This is a genomic window from Vreelandella zhaodongensis (genome assembly GCF_013415115.1).
Lineage (GTDB): Bacteria > Pseudomonadota > Gammaproteobacteria > Pseudomonadales > Halomonadaceae > Vreelandella > Vreelandella zhaodongensis.
Map to the genome: position 1 here is coordinate 505080 of NZ_JACCDD010000001.1, position 20956 is coordinate 526035.

Below are 20956 nucleotides of genomic sequence, written 5' to 3' on the forward strand. Positions count from 1 at the left end.
TTAACTCGTTAACGAACTATCGCACGCGTTGGGCGCTTTTAGAAGCTGCCAAACAGAGTGCCTAAGGTGATAACGCTAATGAGGGCGGCGATAGGCAATACAATAGTGACCATGGCTAGGTGGCCGTATGACTGACGGTGAGTTAAGCCGCAAATAGCCAGCAGGGTAATTACCGCACCTGAATGAGGCAGGGTGTCCATCCCCCCAGCGGCAAGCGTGGCGACTCGGTGCATAAGCTCAGGATTAATACCCGCCTGCTCGGCCATGGCCAGATATTCGCTGCCAAGGGTTTGCAGGGCAATCGAAAGCCCACCTGAAGACGAGCCGGTAATGCCCGCCAGAACGCTCATAGCGATGGCCTCTGAGATGAGAGGGTTGCCAGGAGAAGCATTTAATACCGCATCTCGAATGATGGCGAATCCTGCAAGACTTGCAATGACGGCACCGTAACCCACTTCAGAGGCGGTATTAAAAATAGGCAGCAGTGAGCCAATGCAGCCTTTATTGACCGTTTCTTTAAGATTTTGCCAATGCCGCCAGCGGGTAATAATCAGCCACGCTGACGCGCTGAGCAGGGCAATCAATACTGCCCATAGCCCTGTTTGTCTACTAGGCGTGACGTTTTCAAAGGCGTCGCTGATAAAACTAAGATCCATGGCAGGAAACACGCCGTAGGTAAAAAGTGCGTTTAGACCAATCACCATTATCAGCGGTATGAGCGCAATGCCCAGCGACATGGTGGGTGCCGCCTTTTGGGTATCGGTAGTTTCTGCTTCCCGCTCCGTATGCATACCGTAGCCTTCGCTGTTGGTTGCCGCTTTCTTAACACGTGATTGCAAGTAATAGGTGCCTAAGCCCAGCATAATCAGGCCGGCAATAATGCCTAAACCCGGTGCAGCAAAGCTGTTGGTGCCGAAATAGGGAATGGGGATTGCATTCTGAATAGCCGGGGTGCCGGGAAGGGCGGTCATGGTAAACGTGAATGAGCCTAGCGCAATAGAGGCAGGGATCAGGCGTTTTGGCACATCAGCCTGGCGAAATAGCTCTCGGCTAATAGGGTAAATAGCAAACGCGACGACAAATAAGGACACTCCGCCGTAGGTAAGAACTGCGCAAGCCATCACCACCGTTAGCACGACATGGTGGGTGCCCAGCCGTTTAACGATGCCATTAGAGATAGACTGCGCCGCGCCTGAGTCTGCCATCAACTGACCAAATAAGGCCCCTAATAAAAAGAGCGGAAAGAACTGAATAACGTAGTTCCCCAACGCTTTCATGAACGTATCGGTGTAAATGGGCAACAAAAAGGCGGCGTCTCCTGATAACAGCACTGCAAGAGAGGCCATAAGGGGGGCCAACAGCAGAACCGAGATGCCGCGATAGGCAAAAAACATCAGCAACAGTAAAGAAACGACGATGGCTAGCATGCCCATACAGGCTCCAAGGCAAAGAATACAGGGTTAAAGCGACATAATTTAAAAAGACGACGTAGTTAAAAATACATAGTTAAAAAGACATAGGTAAATTAGCAGTGTAAGTAGGAGGGGATGGACGGCATACTAGGTAGTATGTTGCAAAGCAGCAAGAGCGCTTTGACTAAAGTCGTAAGCTTGTATCACAAATGATCCACGCTTATTAGCCACTCTTTACCCTAAGCCAGACAAGAGTGTGTTATTCCAACGAGCTCTTAATCCGTTGGTGTTGGCTCATTTTTACTACTGAATTTTCAGGAGGTCAGTGGTGCTGAATCCTTTTTCCATGCAGGGCAAGGTTGGGATTGTTGCGGGCCTTGCCAATCAAGACAGTATTGCCTTTGGCTGTGCCCAGGCGCTGCACAATGCAGGTGCTGAATGCATTGTGACTTATGCTTCACCTAAGGCGGAAAAATTTGTCACGCCGTTGGCAGCTGACATGGGAAAGCCCGAACTGGTGTGCTGTGATGTTCAGCAAGATGCGCAGTTAGATGATCTGTTCGCGCGTGCCCATGAGCGTTGGGGACGGGTGGACTTTGTGGTTCACTCGATTGCTTTTGCCCCTCTTGAAGACCTGCATGGCCGGGTAGTTGATTGCTCGCGGGAAGGGTTTGCGCTGGCCATGGATATCTCTTGCCACTCTTTTATTCGCATGGCAAGGCGCGCCGAACCGTTGATGAAAGACGGCGGAACCCTGCTAAACATGACCTACTATGGAGCTGAAAAGGTAGTCGACAACTACAACCTAATGGGGCCGGTTAAGGCTGCGCTTGAATCCGCTACCCGTTATTTGGCGGCAGAACTGGGTCCTCAGGGAATTCGAGTACATGCAGTATCGCCTGGTGCCATTCGCACACGGGCCGCCGCTGGGCTTAAGGCGTTTGATGAACTGGCGCGCGATGGTGAAACGCGCTCTCCACTACGCCGCCTTGCTAGCGTGCAGGATGTAGGCAATACGGTGGTCTATCTTGCTTCGGATGCCGGAGCTGCACTGAGCGGATTGACCCACTACGTGGATGCAGGGCGCCACCTTCGTTTCTGAAAGTTACGAAATCACTTGATGGAGACCGCGTAATGTCAGCCAGTAGCACAAATGAAGTCATTGAAAACCGTACTTTTGATGAAATAACAATTGGGGAAGAGGCCTACCTTGAGAAACGCTTGACGATGGAAGACATCAAGCTGTTTGCGGTGATGTCGGGGGACGTTAACCCATCACACGTTGACAGCGACTTCGCCAAAAGCAGCCGTTTTCAGGAAGTCATTGCCCACGGCATGTGGGGTGGTGCGTTGATCTCTACCGTGTTAGGCACTCAGTTACCTGGTCCAGGGACGATCTACCTGGGACAGACGCTGCAATTCAAAGCGCCGGTACGGTTGGGTGATGTACTGAGGGTGTCGGTGCGTGCGATCGATAAAGACGACCAGCGCCACCATATTACCTTTGCTTGCCGTTGTGAAAATCAGCGCGGTGACACGGTTATTGAAGGCGAAGCCAACGTGCTGGCGCCGATCAAAAAAATCAGTAGGCCTCGGACGCTGTTGCCGAAAGTACGTTTGGCCGAGCGTGGCAGGCTGCATGAAATATTGACGGCGGCAGATCGCCCAGAGCCTATGCCCACTGCTGTGGTTCATCCTGTTGATCAAAGTGCCATTTGTGGCGCGGTTGAGTCCGCGGCACAAGGGTTGATCATTCCAGTCCTCGTCGGGCCGAAGAGCAAGATTTATGCGGCGGCTGATAAGGCCAACGTGGATATCAGTGCTTTTGAGCTAGTGGATGTTGCGCATAGCCATGCGGCGGCTGAGCAAGCGGTAGCGCTTGCGCGCCAAGGCCGTGTCGAAGCCTTGATGAAGGGCGCGTTACATACGGATGAGCTGTTACATGAAGTACTCAAACGTGAGACTGGCCTGCGTACCGAACGCTGCTTGAGCCATGTGATGGCGTTTGATGTACCGACCTATCCGCGTCCACTGCTGATTACTGATGCTGCCATTAATATTTATCCGCAATTGGCGGTAAAGCGCGATATTGTGCAAAATGCCATTGAGTTAGCCCATGCGCTGGGTAACCAGAATCCCCGTGTGGCGATTCTCTCTGCGGTAGAGACCATCAATCCCAAAATCACCTCAACGCTGGACGCGGCGGCGCTGTGTAAGATGGCCGAACGTGGGCAGATTACTGGCGGCACTCTAGATGGCCCATTGGCATTCGACAATGCAGTCTCTGAAGCCGCTGCCAGAACGAAAGGTATTGTCTCGCCGGTGGCCGGGCGCGCGGATATTCTGCTGGCGCCAGACCTTGAAGCGGCGAACATGCTGATGAAGCAGCTGACCCATTTAGCAGATGCCACCGGCGCAGGCATCGTTGTCGGCGCTAGGGTGCCAATCATACTAACGAGCCGTGCTGATGATGCCTTGACGCGCATGGCCTCCAGCGCACTGGCGTTACTGTTGGCCGATTATCAGCGCCAAAGCATGCTCAGCAGCCCTGAGGGAGCGTAACAATGCAAGAAATCCTGGTGCTGAACAGCGGCTCTTCTAGCGTTAAATTTGCGCTCTATCGTGTCGATGATGACGCATTGCCCTTGGCGTATAGCGGCCATTTTTCAGGACTGGCCACCTCACAGTGTGCGGTATCGCTGACACGCTGGACGCAGGATACTAACAACGATGCGCTTCCTACGGCTTATCATTATGACGCACAAGCCTTAGCATCGCAGGGTCTCAGGCCAGCAATGACGCATGAAGACGCTGTCCTAATGCTGATGAGCTGGTTTGACCAGCGGGAAGAAAAAGGCACGTTGGCGGCAATTGGTCATCGCGTCGTTCACGGCGGTCAAACGTATCATGAAGCCGTCAGGTTAACTGCTGACGATGTGGCTGTGCTGGAAAGATTTTCGAGCTTGGCCCCCCTTCATCAGCCTCATGGGCTGGCACCTATCAAATTGTTGATGAAGCAAATGCCTGATGTGCCACAGATTGCCTGCTTCGATACCGCATTTCATGCCCATCAACCCCAACAGGCGCGGCAGTTTGCGCTGCCGCGTGAGCTTACTGCCAAGGGGCTAATCCGCTACGGTTTCCATGGCCTTTCCTATGATTATATTCAGCGCACCCTGTCGAGTGTTTTACCTGATGGGGCGTCGCGTGCGCGAGTGATTGTTGCGCACCTGGGTAACGGCGCTAGTATGTGCGCCATCCGCGATGGCATCAGCGTGGCTTCAACCATGGGGTTTACCGCGCTAGAGGGGTTGCCAATGGGAACGCGCTCTGGTGCTCTGGACCCAGGGTTAGTGCTGCATTTGATTAGCCATGAGGAGATGAGTGTCGAGGACGTTTCGACGCTTTTGTACAAGCGTTCAGGGCTACTGGGTGTTTCCGGGATTAGCAGCGATATGCGTGAGTTGCTTGCCAGTGATGCCCCCGAAGCACAGGAAGCGATAGAGCTTTACTGCTATCGCGCGGCGCGGGAAATCGCCAGCTTGGCTGGGGCGCTGGGTGGACTTGATCAATTGGTATTTACCGCCGGTATTGGTGAGCACGCAGCCCCTGTGCGTGCGCGCATCGTGGCGCAGTGTGAGTGGTTGGGTATGCAGCTTGATCCCCAGGCCAATGGCCACCATGCTGAATGTATCTCTTTGCCTGATAGTCGTGTAGGTGTTTGGGTTATTCCGACCGATGAAGAGCGAGTGATTGCCAGTGATTGCCTAGCGCTTCTCAAAGAAGCGGATTAATTTCGTCATCTGATGCTCAGGAGCTGCGTACTTGGGAGACGCTAGCCACTGTGATAGTTGGGAGCGGCTATCTCAAAAGCCATTACTGCTACCGATAAATCATTGATCTGATAGAATTCCCAGCTTTTGTAAGCTCACTCACTTATCTTGCTGGGAATTTTAATGAACGCGGTCATTCTTGCTGTGCTAGTTATGGTAGCGCTTTCGCTTGCTCGGGTATCTGTTGTGTTTGCGCTAGTGGTCGGCGCGTTGGTGGGGGGCTTAGTGGGAGGCCTATCGCTTGATGAAACCCTCAGTGCGTTTAATGATGGTGTGGGCGGTGGTGCCCAAGTGGCTCTTGCTTATGCCACGCTAGGTGCCTTTGCAGTGGCTATATCTCGTTCGGGGCTTCCCGATATGTTGGCCAATCGCTTAATTACGCTACTGGGCAAAGAGTCTACAGCGGCACACCAAGCGCGAGTGAAGGTGTTATTGCTCGTTGCAGTGCTCTTGGTTGCTATTTCATCACAAAATGCCATACCGGTGCATATTGCCTTTATACCGGTACTGATCCCACCTCTGCTAGTGGTAATGAATCGTCTCCGGCTTGATCGTCGTGCGATGGCTTGCGCGCTCACCTTTGGGTTGACTGCTCCGTATATGCTTCTACCTGTCGGATTTGGCGCGATCTTCTTAAACGACATTTTGCTGGCTAATTTAAATAGCGCGGGCGAGCCATTCGGCTTGGAAATCACGCGTGGCATGGTGCCGATGGCGATGGCTATTCCGGTAGGTGGGATGGCCATTGGGTTGCTAGTGGCGCTGTTTTTTAGCTACCGTGGACAGCGCGAATACGCCAATAAAGACCTTGTGACGACTAACGCACACCAAGGGCACACCCCCGCAAAGCCCCATATGCTCGGGCTTGTAATGTCGGGTGTCGCCATTGTGGCGGCGTTGGGTTTGCAGCTGTACACCGGCTCCATGATTGTTGGTGGGCTAGTGGGGATTGGCTTGCTTTCGCTGGGGGGCATTTTTAAGTGGCGCGAAGCAGATGATCTGTTTACCAGCGGTATGCGCATGATGGCGTTGATTGGTTTCATTATGATCTCTGCGGCTGGCTTTGCGGAGGTGATGAGGACAACCGGTGATATCGACTCATTAGTGGCAGGCGCGTTTGATCTGTTTGGCGATCACCGCGGTTTGGCGGCGCTTGTTATGCTACTGGTGGGGCTGTTTATTACCCTGGGGATTGGCTCATCGTTTTCGACAATCCCTATTATTGCGGCGATTTTTGTACCGCTGGCGGTACAGTTCGGCTTTTCGCCAATGGCGACGGTAGTACTCGTTGGTACGGCGGCTGCACTGGGCGATGCTGGCTCGCCTGCGTCTGATTCCACGCTGGGCCCAACCTCTGGGTTAAATGTTGATGGCCAGCATGATCATATGTGGGACAGCGTGGTGCCTACCTTCCTGCATTACAATGTACCGCTGATTGCTTTTGGCTGGTTAGCAGCAATGTCGCTTTAAGACCATGCTCGCCGCAATGTGTAGGTAAGTGATAGCAACAAAAGGGGCAGCCAGTGGCTGCCCCTTTTGGTAGGTATGCTTTGCTAGATTGGTATCTTATATGAGGTGTTTAGACTTCCCGACTATTAGGCAGGTGAGACTCAAAGGCGCTGAGCAGGCCACGCAGTAAGGAGAGCTCTTTACGGCTGGGCTGGGCGCGGGAAAACAATGCCTGAAGTTGCTCTTCAGTACGGGCATGGGGCTGGGTAAGAAAGCCACTTTGCTGCATCAGTCGTCCAAGATGGTCTTGGAAGTGCACAAATTGCTCACGGCTAGGCGGTGTTGCTTCAATCGGCCGTTGGTACATGAAGTGGTTATCATCGCGTCTGCGCCAAGCGCGGTGTATTTCATAGGCTAAAATCTGCACGGCCTGAGAGAGATTTAAAATACCGTATTCAGGGTTGGCAGGTATGCTGACTTGGTGCGTGCAGCAGCGTATTTCATCGTTAGTGAGGCCTGAACGCTCACGTCCAAAGACCAACGCAACCGGGGCCTGCGCGGCGTTCTCGATCACTTGCTGTGCCATGTCATCAGGTTCATCGAAATGGGGAAGCGGTAGGCTGCGAAGTCTTGCGCTGGCGCCCACCACTTGAACGCAATCGCTAACTGCCTCCTCAAGGCTGCTTACACAGCGGGCATTTTCAAGCACATCCGTTGCGCCTGCGGCCATACGAGTTGCTTCGTCATCGGGAAACGCGCGCGGATTAACCAATAAGAGCTCGGATAAGCCCATGGTTTTCATCGCGCGAGCCGTAGCGCCAATGTTGCCTGGATGAAAGGTTTGCACCAGTACGATGCGAATATTGGAGAGCACGGTAATGAAGACCTACAAGCTGCCGGATAAAGGTGCTGATGGTAGCATGCTTTTAAATCTCATCAGAGGCAGGAAGAAATAAAAGAACCCCGCACATGGCGGGGTTCTTAACGACGTTAAACGTCAGAGCGATAGGCTCAGGGGGGCATTACATCATGCCGCCCATACCACCCATTCCGCCCATGCCACCCATGTCTGGAGCAGCGTCTTTCTCTTCTGGGTCGTCAGCGATCATGCATTCAGTAGTGATCATCAGACCAGCAACAGAACCAGCGGACTGCAGTGCAGTACGGGTTACTTTAGCGGGGTCCAGAACACCCATTTCGAACAGGTCGCCGTACTCACCAGTTTGCGCATTGTAGCCGAAGTTACCTTCACCATCTTTCACGCGGTTGATAACAACAGCGGCTTCTTCGCCGGCGTTGGTAACAATCTGACGTAGCGGAGACTGCATAGCGCGTAGCGCCATGTTGATACCGTGGTTCTGATCTTCGTTGTCGCCAGTCAGACCCTGTACTTTAGCCATGACGCGAACCAGTGCGGTGCCGCCACCAGGTACAACACCTTCTTCTACGGCAGCACGGGTTGAGTGCAGAGCATCTTCAACACGGGCTTTCTTCTCTTTCATTTCTACTTCGGTCGCCGCACCGACACGAATAACAGCAACACCGCCTGCTAATTTGGCAACGCGCTCTTGCAGCTTCTCTTTGTCGTAATCAGAAGAGGTCTCTTCGATTTGCGCACGGATTTGATTAACGCGTGCTTCGATGTCGTTTTCTACACCAGCGCCATCGATGATGGTGGTGTTTTCTTTAGACATCGTCATGCGCTTAGCGGTACCCAGGTGATCCAGGTTCGCTTGCTCAAGCGTCAGACCAACTTCTTCAGAAATCACGGTGCCGTTGGTCAGGATGGCGATATCCTGCAGCATCGCTTTACGACGGTCGCCGAAGCCAGGTGCCTTTGCAGCAGCAACTTTAACGATGCCGCGCATGTTGTTCACAACCAGCGTTGCAAGCGCTTCGCCTTCGATATCTTCAGCGATAATCGCGAGCGGTTTGCCTTGCTTAGCAACGGCTTCCAGCACCGGCAGTAGTTCGCGGATGTTGGAGATTTTCTTGTCGACGAGCAGGATGTACGGATCTTCTAGCTCGACGGCCATGGTGTCTTGGTTGGTAACGAAGTAGGGCGAGAGGTAGCCGCGATCAAACTGCATACCTTCTACGACTTCCAGCTCGTCTTCGAAGCCACGACCTTCATCAACGGTGATGACGCCTTCTTTACCAACTTTTTCCATCGCTTCAGCGATGATTTCACCGATGCGCTTGTCACCGTTGGCAGAAATAGTACCTACCTGAGCAATGGACTTGGTGTCGGTGCAAGGAACAGACATTGCCTGGATCTCTTTGACTGCCGCATTGACCGCTTGGTCGATGCCGCGCTTAAGATCCATTGGGTTCATACCCGCTGTCACGCCTTTCAAGCCTTCTGCAACAATTGCCTGGGCCAGAACGGTTGCCGTCGTGGTGCCATCGCCTGCGGCATCAGAGGTCTTGGAAGCAACTTCCTTAACCATCTGAGCGCCCATGTTCTCGAACTTATCTTTCAGTTCGATCTCTTTGGCAACCGATACACCGTCTTTAGTCACTGTCGGTGCGCCAAAGGACTTGTCCAGTACCACGTTGCGGCCTTTTGGGCCGAGGGTAACTTTTACTGCGTTAGCCAGTACGTCTACGCCACGCGCCATACGTTTGCGGGCATCATCGGAGAACTTAACTTGCTTAGCTGCCATGTTCGTTATTTCCTAAACATTGAAATTTAAAAGGAAAAGTAAGTTATCGGTGGTATTTAGCCTTCGACAACTGCCAAGATATCGGCTTCGCTCATGATCAGAACTTCTTCGCCGTCGATTTTCTGCTTCTCAACGCCGAAACCGTCTTTGAAAATCACCGAGTCGCCAACTTTAACGTCCAACGGGCGAACGTCGCCGTTGTCGAGAATGCGACCATTACCAACCGCCAAAACTTCACCACGGGTGGGTTTTTCCTGGGCGTTGCCCGGTAGCACGATGCCGCCAGCGGTTTTCTGCTCTTCTTCCACGCGACGAACAACGACGCGATCGTGCAAAGGACGGATATTCATGCTCACGTTCTCCTGAGTATCGTCAAAGCCCATGTGGGCAGTTAGCTAAATGATATTTTCGAGGGCATCAACCCGCGAAAAGTGAAGGTTAGAAACCTTCATGTTAATGGCGAGCGCCTTAGCTTTCGCCGAGTTTGTATGCTGAGTCAAAAGTGGGGGCTGGTGAGAGCCTTTCAAGGGGCAGATGATAAAAAAATGTGATTTTGCGATATTCTTATTCATTGAGCCTTCAACGTCGCCTTGCTGTCTCCTCCCGACTAATGAATTCACCCTCGATAGGTTCTTCTTGGCCACTTGAACGTGGTGTATCGCTCTGTTCGTAGTTTGTTTGTTGCTGGCTAGCGGCGCTTGTCAAGCCTATCCAGGTAAGTGCCTTTAGCATCAACTGACGGGCGTTAGGCATAAGGCAGGCCAAGCCCAGCGCATCAGAAAGAAAGCCAGGTGCTAGTAGGAGAGCACCACCAAAAATCAGTGCTGCTCCAGTAAACAGTTCTTGGGAAGGGAGTTCGCCCGACTGCATGCGTTGGCGCGCACGAGCCAGCGTTGAAACGCCTTCTTTACGAATAAGGTGCAGGCCAATAAAGCCAGTGCCCAGCACCAGTGCTAGCGTGCTCAACAGCCCAATGTGGCTACCAACAGTAAATAGCAGAACAAAATCAACTAACGTAAACAACGATATAAATAGAAGAATGGGCATGACAAACTCCATAACAGGCGTAATCGGTCAATATGGTGACAGAAATCGATAAAACAAGCAGCCTGCGCTGGCTGATCGTTATTAGATGTGTCTGAAAGCTCGATATTTCACTCAGCAACCTTTATGCTGCAGTGCACAATACTGTGTTTAATACTAAGCCGATACCGGATGTGCGTAGCCGCATCTCAGCGAGTGTCGACCAAAGGAGACGGTAATGCAGTTAACTAATAAAGTCATCGCTATCACCGGTGGTGCGCGTGGGTTGGGGCTTGCGGTAGCAGAACGCTTAGGTAAGCAAGGGGCTCGCCTGGCGCTTTTAGATATGAGCGCTGCAGCACTTGACGAAGCAGTGTCATCACTAGCTGCCCTAGATATTCAGGCGAAGGCATTTGTGACCAATGTAGCGGATGAGCAGTCAGTGCAGCAGGCATTTGCTGACATTGCATCGCGAATGGGGCCTGTTGGTGGATGCGTCAATAATGCAGGCATTACCGATGATAGTCTGCTGATTAAGGCAAAAGAGGGCGTGGTTGAAAAGCGAATGTCATTATCGTCATGGCAGAAAGTGTTGGATGTTAATTTGACAGGCGTTTTTCTTTGCGGTCGTGAAGCGGCAACGCAGATGGTAGAGGCGGGGCATCAAGGGGTTATTGTCAATATTTCTAGCATTTCCCGTGCGGGTAATATGGGCCAAAGCAATTATGCGGCGGCCAAGGCGGGTGTGCACGCGTTAACGGTTACCTGGGGGAAAGAGCTGGCCCGCTACGGTATCCGCACAGGAACAGTGGCGCCAGGGTTTATTGCAACTGATATGACGGCTTCTATGCGGCCCGATATGTTGGAGCGAATCTCTGCCAGCGTTCCGCTTCAGCATCTGGGTGAGGCAGACAATATTGCGCAGAGTGTTGCCTTTATTTTTGAAAATGATTATTTCACCGCGCGTATTATCGAGTGTGACGGCGGGTTACGGCTCTAGCCATTTTCCCTCAGAGTGCTGTCGGCAACTATGAGTGCTCTGAGGGAGTATTGGTACATGGCGTGTAAGGTGGAGCGCTAGAAATGAAAGTAATCGCGTTTGATATCTCGTTGGAAATACATTTCTAAACGAAGTGTCATCGCCCAGCGTGGGTCGTGGCTGACTTCGCGCTGAAAATGTAGCTCTGGAATAACGTCGGCAAACAAAATGCCTTTATGAATGTCACGGCGATAGCGTGTTTGTAAATAATAGTTGGTCATGCGTGGGTTAGAGACGCTTTCACCAATAGCAATTGCGGAGTAACGAAGCGCGCTGCGGCTATTAAGACGCTGATTGAGCTGGGCCACTTCACTGTATTCAAGGGTGTCCTCTTCCTCTCGCCACTGTACTGTCGTGATAAAGCGCAGGTGACGATTTTCCGATAACGGGCGGCCAATATCCCACTGAGTGCGTGCTGAATAACCTGAGTTATTAAACCAGGATAATCGGTTATATGACTCTAACTGCCAAGGTCCTTCCCCAATATCCCATAGTCTTTCACTGGTAAAACGTACGTAGGGGTCTAATGGCAGGCGCAATCGAACGCCGGCACCAATTCGGTTGCTCCAATTGTCGCGTTTGTCTCTTCTTTCAAGCCAGCTAAGGCCAAGCGTAGAGGTTCGACGGTCACGTTGATCGTTATAGAGTCGACCTGAACCTTGGTCGGCTAACGTGCCTTGCGACTCTTCTGGATCGCTTTCGATAATCAGGCGAAGCCGTTCTTCTGTGGTGGGTAGGTCGATGCGATAGCGTACGCTAATATCACTGCTGGTGCCGTCGCCTTCCATCCAATCTATTTCTTGGCCAAGTCGAAGGTAAGAACCATTATCGACGCTGGATGATTGATCGCCGCCAAAAAAAGAGTCGATATTGCGAGAGGTGTTATCTACCCAATTGCCCACTCGTGCGCGAAATGGTTCAACGTGATTCTCTGCCCACTCTGGTAAATCGCTGTCATTCTCTTCTTCATCCGCAGCTAGCGGAGGTGCGAAAAATGCACAAACACAAAAAAGTGCGATGGCAGGTCTCATTGCAGTACCCATGGGCAAGGTTTTTTTGGGGAGCGATAACCGATTGCGCCTTATGCCTTTCACGATTGTTGCCCACTATTTTTGTCCGTTGTCATGCGCGCTTGCGTTCCCTGTGGCTGTTAAAGCGCGTTGTCTAGTCGCTAAGGGTGTGTGCTAAAGCGAAGCTGCTAAAAATTAATTCAATGCGGTCTAAGATGCCAGCTAACTTAGCCCAAAAAAAAGGCGACGTCAGCTAACGAATGAAACTTGCGGGTAAAAAGGGAGGGGGCAAAAGCAAAAAAATCCGGCTAGCATAAATGCTACCGAATTAATTGGAATAACAAACTTAAAATTGGTGCGGATGGGGAGACTCGAACTCCCACACCTTACGGCACTAGAACCTAAATCTAGCGTGTCTACCAATTCCACCACATCCGCAGAAGACGAGACGTATATTAACAGTATTCGCGGAAATGTCAATGCCTTAGTGTGAAGGATGTTCAATAAGTTAGCTCAGGAGGAGAGATGTCCCTAACGCGATGGACGCATATGGCAAGCGGTTGGTTCAAGCAAGGCTTGCCGGGTTACTGCGCTTTTTGTCTCACACCTGGGCAGGCTAGCAGTGGATGGTGCCAGGAGTGCTTCGATCAGCTACCGTGGAACCACCATGCATGTTGCCAATGTAAAGAGCCATTAAGCCATGTAAGCATCACCACCTCTCACAGGCTGTGTGATCATTGTCAGGTCGGAAGGCCTGCGTTTAACTCGATGGCAGCAGAGCTGTTATTTGAAGGGCCTGTAAGAGAACTTATCCATGATTTTAAATTTCATGCTTCGCCGCGCGCAGGTATGTTGCTGCTCGAACTCATGCTGGCGAAAGCGCCCAGATGTCTGGGAGAAGGGCTCTTGCCTGTCCCTATGCATGTTGTGCGTGCCCGAGAGCGTGGTTTCAACCAGTCGCATTGGTTGTCAGAGCAGTTAGGGAAACGCGTTGCGTTGCCAGTTATCAACGCTGAGTGCATTAAACAACTGCCTTCACAGCACACCTTAAGTAGGCAGGAGCGTGCAAAAAATTTGCTCGGTGCATTTCGTATGACTGATTCCGTCCCTGCGCATCTCACCATCGTCGATGACGTTGTCACCACCGGTGCGACTGTTCAGGCACTGGCGGAGGTTGCGCTGCAAGCGGGTGCAAAACGTGTCGATATCTGGGCGATTGCCAGAACGCCACTGGCACATAGTTGATAGAATGGTGGATTATTTCTTTAGGAGCCGCACATGCCACACCCATTCAGCACACTTTCCCCGGATTCGGTAATGTCGGCAGCTGAGTCGATTGGCATTTGGCCAGCGGGTGAGCCATTTGCGCTTAACAGCTATGAAAATCGCGTGCTGATGTTTCGTGACGATGACGGAGCGCGTTGGGTGGTGAAATTTTATCGTCCTGGTCGTTGGTCAGATGAGGTGATTCAAGAAGAACACGACTTTCTTCAAGAGCTTGATGCAGCTGATGTGCCCGTTATTGCCCCGTGGCGGGATGAGCGGGGACAATCGCTGCATGAATATCAGCAGTTTCGCTTCGCTCTTTACCCTCAGTGCAGTGGCCAGGCACCAGAACTAGATAACCCATCCCATCTTTTTGCCTTAGGTAATACATTAGGTCGCTTACATGCGGTGTCGTCTAAGAAGCCATTCAAGTATCGGCCAACACTGGCATGGGAGTCTGATATTGCTGATGCGCAAGCACGTGTGATAGCAAGTAAGCGGCTTAATAAGCATCAGCAGCGTGCTTACCATGGGGTCGTGCAAAAAATTCTTCGGCAGCTCAATAAGCATCCTATCGCTAGCGCTCAAATGATCCGTACCCATGGAGATTGCCATTTAGGCAATGTGCTGGGGCGAGATGAATCATTCACGCTGGTGGATTTTGACGACTGCATGATGGCGCCAGCTATTCAGGATATATGGATGTTGCTACCAGTGGGTGATCCCTCTAGCTGGCGAGCCCAATTGAGTGAAATTATGGAAGGATATGAGGAAGAGCAATCCTTTCCGCATGAGCAGCTTTCATTAATTGAGCCTTTGCGTGCTTATCGGCTTATTCGCTATACCGCGTGGCTGTTGTCGCGGTGGGATGATCCTGCTTTTCCTCGTGGATTTCCATGGCTGGCGGAGAGTGGCTACTGGGACCAACATATTCGCCAGCTTGAGCAGCAGTCGCTACAACTTGAGGAGCCTATTTGGCTTGCATAGCTCGCAGCCCTAATAACGTGTCGCTACTTTGATGGGCTGCTGGGCGAGATAAATGCCCCCGTTTGTTTGGTAAAAATTAGTTATTGCCGCTCTCATCAGGGTTGGGGCGTTCAGAAGGAATAGGGTTCGCCACGCCTTCGCCATTGGCTCGGCGACGGGCAGCATTGATTTCTGCTGATGGGTTGTTTTGCGCGTCTATGTTGATGCTTTCGTCGAGTGTGATCAAAAAAGCCTGACCTGGCGATAGGGTGCAAGAAGCATCATCACAAGCGAGGCCATACTGACCATCTTCACCGTAGGCGCTTGCTTCAAAGGCGCCTGTGAAAATATTGCTCTCGGCATCGTGTGTCTCAATGCATGTTGCATCTTGTGTGGTGATACGAATACGCCCGTTTGTCAGCTGTGCGTTCGCTACCAGGATACAATATTTGGGTAACTCATGAGTGGCACCATCGGCTTCCGTCGGGTGCAGTAAAATAGCTTGGTGACGAGACTGGTCGTCTGAAAAAGAAAACTCTTCAATAAGCTCAACACCGATGTTTGCGCCGCTGGGTAGCGATAATGTCTGGTCGTCGGCCAGCAATGGAGAGGTCAGCGCAGATCCAAGAAAAGCAGTTAGTAAAAAAGAGGAAGATTTTAAAAATATAGATTTGGGTGACATAGATTTGGGTGGCATAGATAACTCTCGGATGAGCGCAGCGGATTGAGTTGACATGTTGGGCTCATGATAGCACAGCTTAAATAGTCTCAAAGGGGGGTGCGCGGCACTCTGCCACAGAGGGGTTAGGTGCGTTAAAATATACCAATGTAACGTTTTTTATTGTGCAAAAGTTATTTCAGGTATATTTTTTGTACATGATTGGCTCGCTGCCATCAGCGACTTTTAAACGCAGATAAATTCGCTGGGGATAAACGTTTGTAATCGACAGGCGATTATTTTACTGCGAGTTCGCACAGTTTTGATGAGGCTTTATATGACCGACGACATCGCCCAGCACTATCGGCAAATTATTACAGCACTTGGCGAGAACCCCGATCGTGAGGGGTTGCGTGATACGCCCAAAAGAGCGGCAAAAGCGATGCAGTTTTTGAATGCAGGCTACCAACAATCTCTCGAAGAAATTGTCAATGGCGCTGTATTCGAGTCTCAAACTGATGAAATGGTACTTGTCAAAGATATTGAGCTTTACTCTATGTGTGAGCACCATTTACTGCCTTTTATTGGCAAGTGCCACATTGCTTATTTGCCTAGTGGTCGAGTATTAGGCCTATCGAAGTTCGCTCGCATTGTTGATATGTATGCTAGGCGCATGCAAATCCAAGAAAATTTGACCCGTGAAATAGCGGAAGCAGTGCAACTAGTGACCCAGGCAAGAGGCGTCGCAGTGGTAATAGAGGCGCGACACCTGTGCATGATGATGCGAGGGGTTGAGAAGCAGAACTCCAGTATGACATCGTCTGTGATGCTAGGTGGGTTCCGTAGCAATCAAGCCACCCGTCATGAATTCCTAACCCTGATCAAATGAGTTGATATACGGCAAACATTTGGTCAATGATGCTTTTTCGTCTTAGCATGAGCAGGTGGATGAGCCAACGAGGCCAATCATTCGGTTAGGAGTCTGTCATGGAAGCGCTGAAAGAAACACAGCTGTACTGCCCATTTGCTTATATTGATGGTAGTTGGGTTGCCGCCGACAGCGGTGAACAAATCAACGTCATAAACCCCGCGACGGGAGAGCCTGTCGGTGATATGCCTCGGCTAGGCAAAGTCGAAACAGATCGTGCTATCGATGCAGCAGATGCTGCCCTGCCTGCTTGGCGTGCTTTAACAGCTCAAGAGCGAGCGGATTTACTGCTTAAATGGCACGATCTAATGCTTGAGCACAAGCATGATCTCGCGCTACTCATGACCTATGAGCAAGGCAAGCCGGTAAAAGAGGCTGAAGGTGAGATTGTCTACGCAGCCAGTTTTTTACGCTGGTTTGCTGAAGAAGCTCGGCGTGTATATGGTGAGACGATACCGGCTGCTAAATCGAACCAACGTATTGTCGTGACGAAGCAGCCTGTCGGCGTTGTTGGGGCTATCACGCCTTGGAACTTCCCGTCAGCGATGATCACAAGGAAGGCGGGTGCGGCGTTAGCGGCGGGATGTACTATTGTGGTTAAGCCTGCCAGCCAAACACCCTTTTCCGCGACGGCCTTAGCTTTGTTGGCGGAACGGGCAGGTATACCACGTGGTGTGTTCAATGTGGTGCCTGGTCGTGCAGCTGATATTGCTAAAGCACTCACCCAGTCTCCTAAAGTCCGTAAAATAACCTTTACAGGTTCTACGGAAGTTGGGCGCGATTTGATGGCTCAAGCTGCTGAAAATATTCAAAAAATATCACTTGAATTGGGGGGGAATGCCCCCTTTATAGTCTTTGAAGATGCAGATCTCGATGCTGCTGTCGAAGGTGCTATGGCGGCTAAGTTCCGTAATGCAGGCCAAACGTGTGTGTGTACTAACCGGTTTTTAGTGCAGTCCAGCGTCATCAATGCTTTTTGTGAAAAGCTGGCCGTTGCCATGAATAGCGAGCTATACGTAGGCGATGGCACTAAGCCTAATATCAACATTGGACCGTTGATTGATGAAGATGCTGTGAAAAAAGTCAGCGAGCACGTACAAGACGCTGTCGATAACGGGGCTGAGCTATTGCTTGGTGGGCATCCGCATCCGTTGGGTGGCAATTTCTTCACGCCCACATTAATTAGCTTCGCAACGGATAAAATGAAGGTCGCCCACGAAGAAACGTTTGGCCCGCTGGCGGCTGTGTTTCCTTTCGATGATGAGGAAACTGCCATCGAAATGGCTAACGACACTGAGTATGGCTTGGCGTCCTATTTCTATTCACGAGACCTGGGGCGCGTCTGGCGCGTTGCCGATGCACTGGAGTACGGCATGGTAGGGATTAATACCGGCCTTATCTCTAATGCGGCCGCACCTTTTGGTGGCGTGAAAGCATCAGGGCTTGGGCGTGAAGGGGGACATCAAGGTTTAGAAGAGTATCTTGAGACAAAATATCTGTGTATCGATCTAGGTTAAACGCAGGCGCAAACAGCGCTACCATTTAATAGTACTACCAACAAAAGAGCCCCCACCGGATTTTTCCGGTGGGGGCTCTTTTACATAACGACTCAGTTGCTGCTTATGGCAAGCCGATTAATGGCGGAAATGGCGCATGCCCGTAAATACCATGGCAATGCCCGCTTCGTTGGCGGCGTCAATGACTTCCTGGTCGCGCATAGAACCGCCGGGTTGGATGACTGCGGTAATACCTGCAGCAGCTGCCGCGTCAATGCCGTCACGGAAGGGGAAGAAGGCATCAGATGACATGACTGAGCCAGGCACTGAAAGGCCTTCGTCAGCGGCTTTGATGCCGGCAATTTTCGCTGAGTAAACACGGCTCATTTGGCCTGCGCCAACGCCGACTGTTTGTCCTTCTTTGGCATAAACAATCGCGTTCGACTTAACGAATTTGGCGACTCGCCATGCAAAGGCCAGATCACGAAGCTCTTGTTCTGAAGGTGTCCGCTCGCTCACGACGGTCAGTTCTTCGCGAGTGACCATGCCCTGGTCACGTTCTTGTACCAGCAGCCCGCCATTGACGCGTTTAAGGTCAAGCGCTGGTTGCGCTTCGCCTGGCCAGTGTGCGCTAACATCCAGAAGGCGAACATTCTGTTTTTCTGCCACGATCGCCGCAGCATCGTCACTCACGCCGGGGGCGATAATAACTTCAACAAACTGACGGTCAATAATTGCCCGTGCTGTTTCTGCATCCAGTGCTACGTTGAAGGCGATGATACCGCCAAAGGCGCTGGTTGGATCGGTAGCGAACGCTTTGTCGTATGCTTCCAACGCGGTGGCGCCAATTGCTACGCCGCAAGGGTTGGCGTGCTTGACGATAACGCAGGCAGTCTCATCAAAGGCTTTTACGCACTCAAAAGCTGCGTCTGTGTCAGCCACGTTGTTAAACGAGAGAGGTTTACCCTGCAGGGTTTTAGCGGTGGAGACACTCGGCTCGCTGGCCGTCGGGTCAACATAAAATGCTGCTTGTTGATGCGGGTTCTCGCCGTATCGCATGTCCTGCTTTTTGTGTAGTTGTAGGTTAAAGGTGCGAGCAAACGTTGACTCGTCGCTGGTGACTTTGCGTCCCAGGTAGTCGGCAATGGCACCATCATAACCCGCGGTATGCTCAAACGCTTTCACAGCAAGGTCAAAGCGGGTGGCAGCACTGACTTGCCCCTCTTGAGCGGCTAGCTCTCCCAGCACACGAGCGTAATCACCAGCATTCACGACAATGGTGGTATACGCGTGATTTTTTGCGCATGCGCGCACCATCGTAGGCCCACCGATATCGATGTTTTCGATAGCATCTTCCAGCGTGCATCCAGGGCTGGCAACAGTGGCTGCAAAGGGGTAAAGATTAACGACCACCATGTCGATAGGGGTAATGTCGTTTTCGGCCATTACTGCATCATCTTGACCACGGCGCGCTAAGATTCCGCCGTGAATCTTGGGGTGCAGTGTTTTGACACGCCCATCCATGATTTCGGGAAAACCTGTGTGTTCTGAGACTTCTTTAACAGGAATAGCGTTTTCCTGAAGCAGTCGGAATGTGCCGCCGGTAGAGAGTAGCTCTACGCCGTGTTGGCTCAAGCCGCGGGCAAATTCAACAATGCCAGTTTTATCGGATACGCTCAAAAGGGCGCGACGGACGGGGGTAGCAGTGCTATCAGCCATTAGAGTGCTCGTGTGCAGAGTCGAGAATTATAAACAACAACGCCCCTTATGGGGCGTCACCTTCAATCAATCCGTAAAGTTTGAGTTTTTTGCGCAATGTGCCGCGGTTCAAACCCAGTACATCAGCAGCGCGGGTTTGGTTGCCGTCGGTGTGCTCCAGCACACAGGCGAGTAACGGCGCCTCTACTTCGGCCATCACCATGGCATACAGGTCAGTTGCCTGGCTGCCATCGAGATGCTCGAAGTAGCGGCGTATAGCCGTTTCAACCGCTTCTCTTAAGGGTTGGGGCGGTACGCTGGCGGTTATGTCTGCCAGCGTACCATTGAGCCGAGGCGAGAGTTCGTGAGTGAGCAGGTCGCGTTCAGTCATGCAGCATGGCTTCCTTTAGCTAGCAGACGCGCTGTAGCGTCTTGCGTCATGGCATCGTTAATCCAGTCAGTTTGCGATTCTGGCGTCGTCAGCGCATTGAATTGCTGCTTCAGTAGGCGGCTCTGCTGCTCGCTAAAACGTGGATCTTCGTTTAAGTACCAACCTAGATGTTTTCGCGCTATGCGTACGCCCATTGTCTCGCCATAAAATGCGTGAAGTGCCTGTATGTGCTCGTTAAGAACGCAGTGTCGTTCATTAAGGCTGGGGGCTGCCAGCAACACGTTATGGGCAAGATAATGTGTGATTTGCTGAAAAATCCACGGGTTTCCCTGGGCGCTTCGGCCAACCATTACCGCATCAGCACCCGTGTAGGACAATACATGCTTCGCTTTCTGGGGGCTGTCGATATCGCCATTGGCAATGACAGGTATCGACAGGTGGGATTTTATCTCAGCGATAGTGTCGTACTCTGCCCATCCAGTATAGCGCTGCTCTCGGTGGCGTCCATGTACAGCCAGGGCTTGGATGCCAGCGGACTCTGCTAGCTTGGCAATACGCAGGCCGTTATTAGACTCGGCAGACCAGCCGGTGCGGATCTTCAACGTTACCGGAATATCAACCGCTTTGACGACGGCGTCGAGAATGTCAGCCACTAGCGCTTCGTCACGCATTAGGGCGGACCCAGCCGCTTTATTGCAGACTTTTTTTGCAGGGCACCCCATATTGATATCAATTACCTGGGCGCCTAGTTCTGCGTTGAGTTTTGCTGCGTTGGCGAGCATTTCAGCATCACCGCCTGCAATTTGCACCACACGTGGAGCGGGCTCGCCTTGGTGATCCATCCGCAGCTTGGATTTTCGTGTATGCCATAAAGAGGGGTCGGCGGTGACCATTTCTCCAACCACCCATCCAGCGCCCAGCCGCCTGCAAAGTTGGCGGAAGGGCCGGTCGGTAACGCCAGCCATTGGCGCCAAGATCACTTGGTTAGGTAGTTGGTAAGGCCCAATCATAGGCGGCTGAGTGTTTGGTTTGGTCATTTTGCTGCGCTGTGGGGTATAAATAAAATCGCCGAGTAGGCATTTCAAGGAGGCGTATGATACGCCTACTCGGCGATGGGGTGA

19 protein-coding genes and 1 tRNA gene are annotated in these 20956 nt (G+C 51.8%); 9 read left to right on the top strand and 11 right to left on the bottom strand.

Annotated elements, in window-relative coordinates; translation table 11 throughout:
* Positions 1–38 precede the first annotated feature (38 nt).
* On the bottom strand, positions 39–1433 hold the full coding sequence (locus HZS79_RS02210) for a GntP family permease (protein ID WP_162218442.1): 1395 nt from the start codon (positions 1431–1433) through the stop codon (positions 39–41).
* 307 nt (positions 1434–1740) lie between these two features.
* Between HZS79_RS02210 and fabI the strand changes: the two genes are divergently transcribed.
* The 4 genes from fabI (at position 1741) to HZS79_RS02230 (ending at position 6715) form a co-directional block, all read left to right on the top strand.
* Positions 1741–2514: an enoyl-ACP reductase FabI gene (gene fabI, locus HZS79_RS02215; RefSeq protein WP_162218441.1), complete on the top strand. Its 774-nt coding sequence runs from the start codon at positions 1741–1743 to the stop codon at positions 2512–2514.
* 32 nt (positions 2515–2546) lie between these two features.
* The gene (locus HZS79_RS02220; protein ID WP_162218440.1) at positions 2547–3974 is read left to right on the top strand and encodes a bifunctional enoyl-CoA hydratase/phosphate acetyltransferase; all 1428 of its coding nucleotides are present in this window, start codon (positions 2547–2549) and stop codon (positions 3972–3974) included.
* 2 nt (positions 3975–3976) lie between these two features.
* Positions 3977–5206, top strand: a complete 1230-nt coding sequence (locus HZS79_RS02225; protein WP_162218439.1) for an acetate/propionate family kinase — start codon at positions 3977–3979, stop codon at positions 5204–5206.
* A gap of 162 nt (positions 5207–5368) precedes the next feature.
* Complete coding sequence (locus HZS79_RS02230; protein ID WP_162218438.1) at positions 5369–6715, top strand: Na+/H+ antiporter family protein; 1347 nt, start codon at positions 5369–5371, stop codon at positions 6713–6715.
* A 109-nt stretch (positions 6716–6824) separates the two neighbouring features.
* Here HZS79_RS02230 and HZS79_RS02235 read toward each other — a convergent pair whose 3' ends face one another.
* The 4 genes from HZS79_RS02235 to HZS79_RS02250 all read right to left on the bottom strand — a co-directional run bounded on the left by HZS79_RS02235 (position 6825) and on the right by HZS79_RS02250 (position 10407).
* Positions 6825–7568 (bottom strand): TrmJ/YjtD family RNA methyltransferase, encoded by a 744-nt coding sequence (locus tag HZS79_RS02235; RefSeq protein WP_162218437.1) that lies wholly within the window; start codon positions 7566–7568, stop codon positions 6825–6827.
* Positions 7569–7716: 148 nt separating this feature from the next.
* On the bottom strand, positions 7717–9360 hold the full coding sequence (gene groL / locus HZS79_RS02240) for a chaperonin GroEL (protein ID WP_083004896.1): 1644 nt from the start codon (positions 9358–9360) through the stop codon (positions 7717–7719).
* A gap of 56 nt (positions 9361–9416) precedes the next feature.
* A complete protein-coding gene (locus tag HZS79_RS02245) occupies positions 9417–9710 on the bottom strand; it encodes a co-chaperone GroES (protein ID WP_162218434.1) in 294 nt (97 codons plus the stop codon).
* A gap of 229 nt (positions 9711–9939) precedes the next feature.
* Positions 9940–10407: an FxsA family protein gene (locus HZS79_RS02250; protein ID WP_162218433.1), complete on the bottom strand. Its 468-nt coding sequence runs from the start codon at positions 10405–10407 to the stop codon at positions 9940–9942.
* Positions 10408–10621: 214 nt separating this feature from the next.
* Here HZS79_RS02250 and HZS79_RS02255 point away from each other — a divergent pair, with 214 nt between their 5' ends.
* Positions 10622–11383, top strand: a complete 762-nt coding sequence (locus HZS79_RS02255; protein ID WP_162218432.1) for an SDR family oxidoreductase — start codon at positions 10622–10624, stop codon at positions 11381–11383.
* A gap of 77 nt (positions 11384–11460) precedes the next feature.
* On the opposite strand, the gene HZS79_RS02260 is transcribed toward HZS79_RS02255, so the two are convergent.
* Both HZS79_RS02260 and HZS79_RS02265 read right to left on the bottom strand, forming a co-directional pair.
* Positions 11461–12453: a hypothetical protein gene (locus tag HZS79_RS02260; protein WP_179926943.1), complete on the bottom strand. Its 993-nt coding sequence runs from the start codon at positions 12451–12453 to the stop codon at positions 11461–11463.
* Between the two features lie 332 nt (positions 12454–12785).
* A tRNA-Leu gene (locus HZS79_RS02265) sits at positions 12786–12870 on the bottom strand.
* A 654-nt stretch (positions 12871–13524) separates the two neighbouring features.
* Here HZS79_RS02265 and HZS79_RS16760 point away from each other — a divergent pair.
* Together HZS79_RS16760 and HZS79_RS02275 are read left to right on the top strand one after the other, a co-directional pair.
* The gene (locus HZS79_RS16760) at positions 13525–13677 is read left to right on the top strand and encodes a ComF family protein (RefSeq protein ID WP_246311383.1); all 153 of its coding nucleotides are present in this window, start codon (positions 13525–13527) and stop codon (positions 13675–13677) included.
* Between the two features lie 33 nt (positions 13678–13710).
* A complete protein-coding gene (locus HZS79_RS02275; RefSeq protein WP_162218381.1) occupies positions 13711–14685 on the top strand; it encodes a serine/threonine protein kinase in 975 nt (324 codons plus the stop codon).
* A 76-nt stretch (positions 14686–14761) separates the two neighbouring features.
* Here the strand turns inward: HZS79_RS02275 and HZS79_RS02280 are convergent, their stop codons facing one another.
* Positions 14762–15400: a hypothetical protein gene (locus HZS79_RS02280; RefSeq protein ID WP_246311384.1), complete on the bottom strand. Its 639-nt coding sequence runs from the start codon at positions 15398–15400 to the stop codon at positions 14762–14764.
* A 259-nt stretch (positions 15401–15659) separates the two neighbouring features.
* On the opposite strand from HZS79_RS02280, the gene folE reads away from it, so the two are divergent.
* The gene (gene folE / locus HZS79_RS02285; RefSeq protein ID WP_162218380.1) at positions 15660–16211 is read left to right on the top strand and encodes a GTP cyclohydrolase I FolE; all 552 of its coding nucleotides are present in this window, start codon (positions 15660–15662) and stop codon (positions 16209–16211) included.
* Positions 16212–16309: 98 nt separating this feature from the next.
* Positions 16310–17767 carry an NAD-dependent succinate-semialdehyde dehydrogenase gene (locus HZS79_RS02290; protein ID WP_162218379.1) on the top strand — a complete coding sequence of 486 codons (1458 nt, stop codon included), beginning with the start codon at positions 16310–16312 and terminating at the stop codon, positions 17765–17767.
* 117 nt (positions 17768–17884) lie between these two features.
* On the opposite strand, the gene purH is transcribed toward HZS79_RS02290, so the two are convergent.
* Genes purH through dusB form a run of 3 tightly spaced genes read right to left on the bottom strand, consistent with a single transcriptional unit; the run spans position 17885 to position 20872 of the window.
* A complete protein-coding gene (gene purH / locus HZS79_RS02295) occupies positions 17885–19465 on the bottom strand; it encodes a bifunctional phosphoribosylaminoimidazolecarboxamide formyltransferase/IMP cyclohydrolase (protein WP_162218378.1) in 1581 nt (526 codons plus the stop codon).
* Between the two features lie 46 nt (positions 19466–19511).
* Entirely contained in the window at positions 19512–19835 is a 324-nt protein-coding gene (gene fis, locus HZS79_RS02300; RefSeq protein WP_162218377.1) for a DNA-binding transcriptional regulator Fis, read from the bottom strand.
* A complete protein-coding gene (dusB, locus tag HZS79_RS02305) occupies positions 19832–20872 on the bottom strand; it encodes a tRNA dihydrouridine synthase DusB (protein WP_179926945.1) in 1041 nt (346 codons plus the stop codon). The genes fis and dusB overlap by 4 nt, the downstream gene beginning before the upstream one ends.
* Between the last annotated feature and the right edge of the window lie 84 nt (positions 20873–20956).

What these genes read in the sequence shown, in the direction of transcription:
- HZS79_RS02210 (WP_162218442.1), bottom strand. Translation starts at nt 1,433, where the DNA reads ATGGGCATGCTAGCCATCGTCGTTTCTTTACTGTTGCTGATGTTTTTT.
- HZS79_RS02220 (WP_162218440.1), top strand. Translation starts at nt 2,547, where the DNA reads ATGTCAGCCAGTAGCACAAATGAAGTCATTGAAAACCGTACTTTTGAT.
- HZS79_RS02225 (WP_162218439.1), top strand. Translation starts at nt 3,977, where the DNA reads ATGCAAGAAATCCTGGTGCTGAACAGCGGCTCTTCTAGCGTTAAATTT.
- HZS79_RS02230 (WP_162218438.1), top strand. Translation starts at nt 5,369, where the DNA reads ATGAACGCGGTCATTCTTGCTGTGCTAGTTATGGTAGCGCTTTCGCTT.
- groL (WP_083004896.1), bottom strand. Translation starts at nt 9,360, where the DNA reads ATGGCAGCTAAGCAAGTTAAGTTCTCCGATGATGCCCGCAAACGTATG.
- HZS79_RS02245 (WP_162218434.1), bottom strand. Translation starts at nt 9,710, where the DNA reads ATGAATATCCGTCCTTTGCACGATCGCGTCGTTGTTCGTCGCGTGGAA.
- HZS79_RS02250 (WP_162218433.1), bottom strand. Translation starts at nt 10,407, where the DNA reads ATGCCCATTCTTCTATTTATATCGTTGTTTACGTTAGTTGATTTTGTT.
- HZS79_RS02255 (WP_162218432.1), top strand. Translation starts at nt 10,622, where the DNA reads ATGCAGTTAACTAATAAAGTCATCGCTATCACCGGTGGTGCGCGTGGG.
- HZS79_RS02260 (WP_179926943.1), bottom strand. Translation starts at nt 12,453, where the DNA reads ATGAGACCTGCCATCGCACTTTTTTGTGTTTGTGCATTTTTCGCACCT.
- HZS79_RS16760 (WP_246311383.1), top strand. Translation starts at nt 13,525, where the DNA reads ATGACTGATTCCGTCCCTGCGCATCTCACCATCGTCGATGACGTTGTC.
- HZS79_RS02275 (WP_162218381.1), top strand. Translation starts at nt 13,711, where the DNA reads ATGCCACACCCATTCAGCACACTTTCCCCGGATTCGGTAATGTCGGCA.
- HZS79_RS02280 (WP_246311384.1), bottom strand. Translation starts at nt 15,400, where the DNA reads ATGTCAACTCAATCCGCTGCGCTCATCCGAGAGTTATCTATGCCACCC.
- folE (WP_162218380.1), top strand. Translation starts at nt 15,660, where the DNA reads ATGACCGACGACATCGCCCAGCACTATCGGCAAATTATTACAGCACTT.
- HZS79_RS02290 (WP_162218379.1), top strand. Translation starts at nt 16,310, where the DNA reads ATGGAAGCGCTGAAAGAAACACAGCTGTACTGCCCATTTGCTTATATT.
- purH (WP_162218378.1), bottom strand. Translation starts at nt 19,465, where the DNA reads ATGGCTGATAGCACTGCTACCCCCGTCCGTCGCGCCCTTTTGAGCGTA.
- fis (WP_162218377.1), bottom strand. Translation starts at nt 19,835, where the DNA reads ATGACTGAACGCGACCTGCTCACTCACGAACTCTCGCCTCGGCTCAAT.
- dusB (WP_179926945.1), bottom strand. Translation starts at nt 20,872, where the DNA reads ATGACCAAACCAAACACTCAGCCGCCTATGATTGGGCCTTACCAACTA.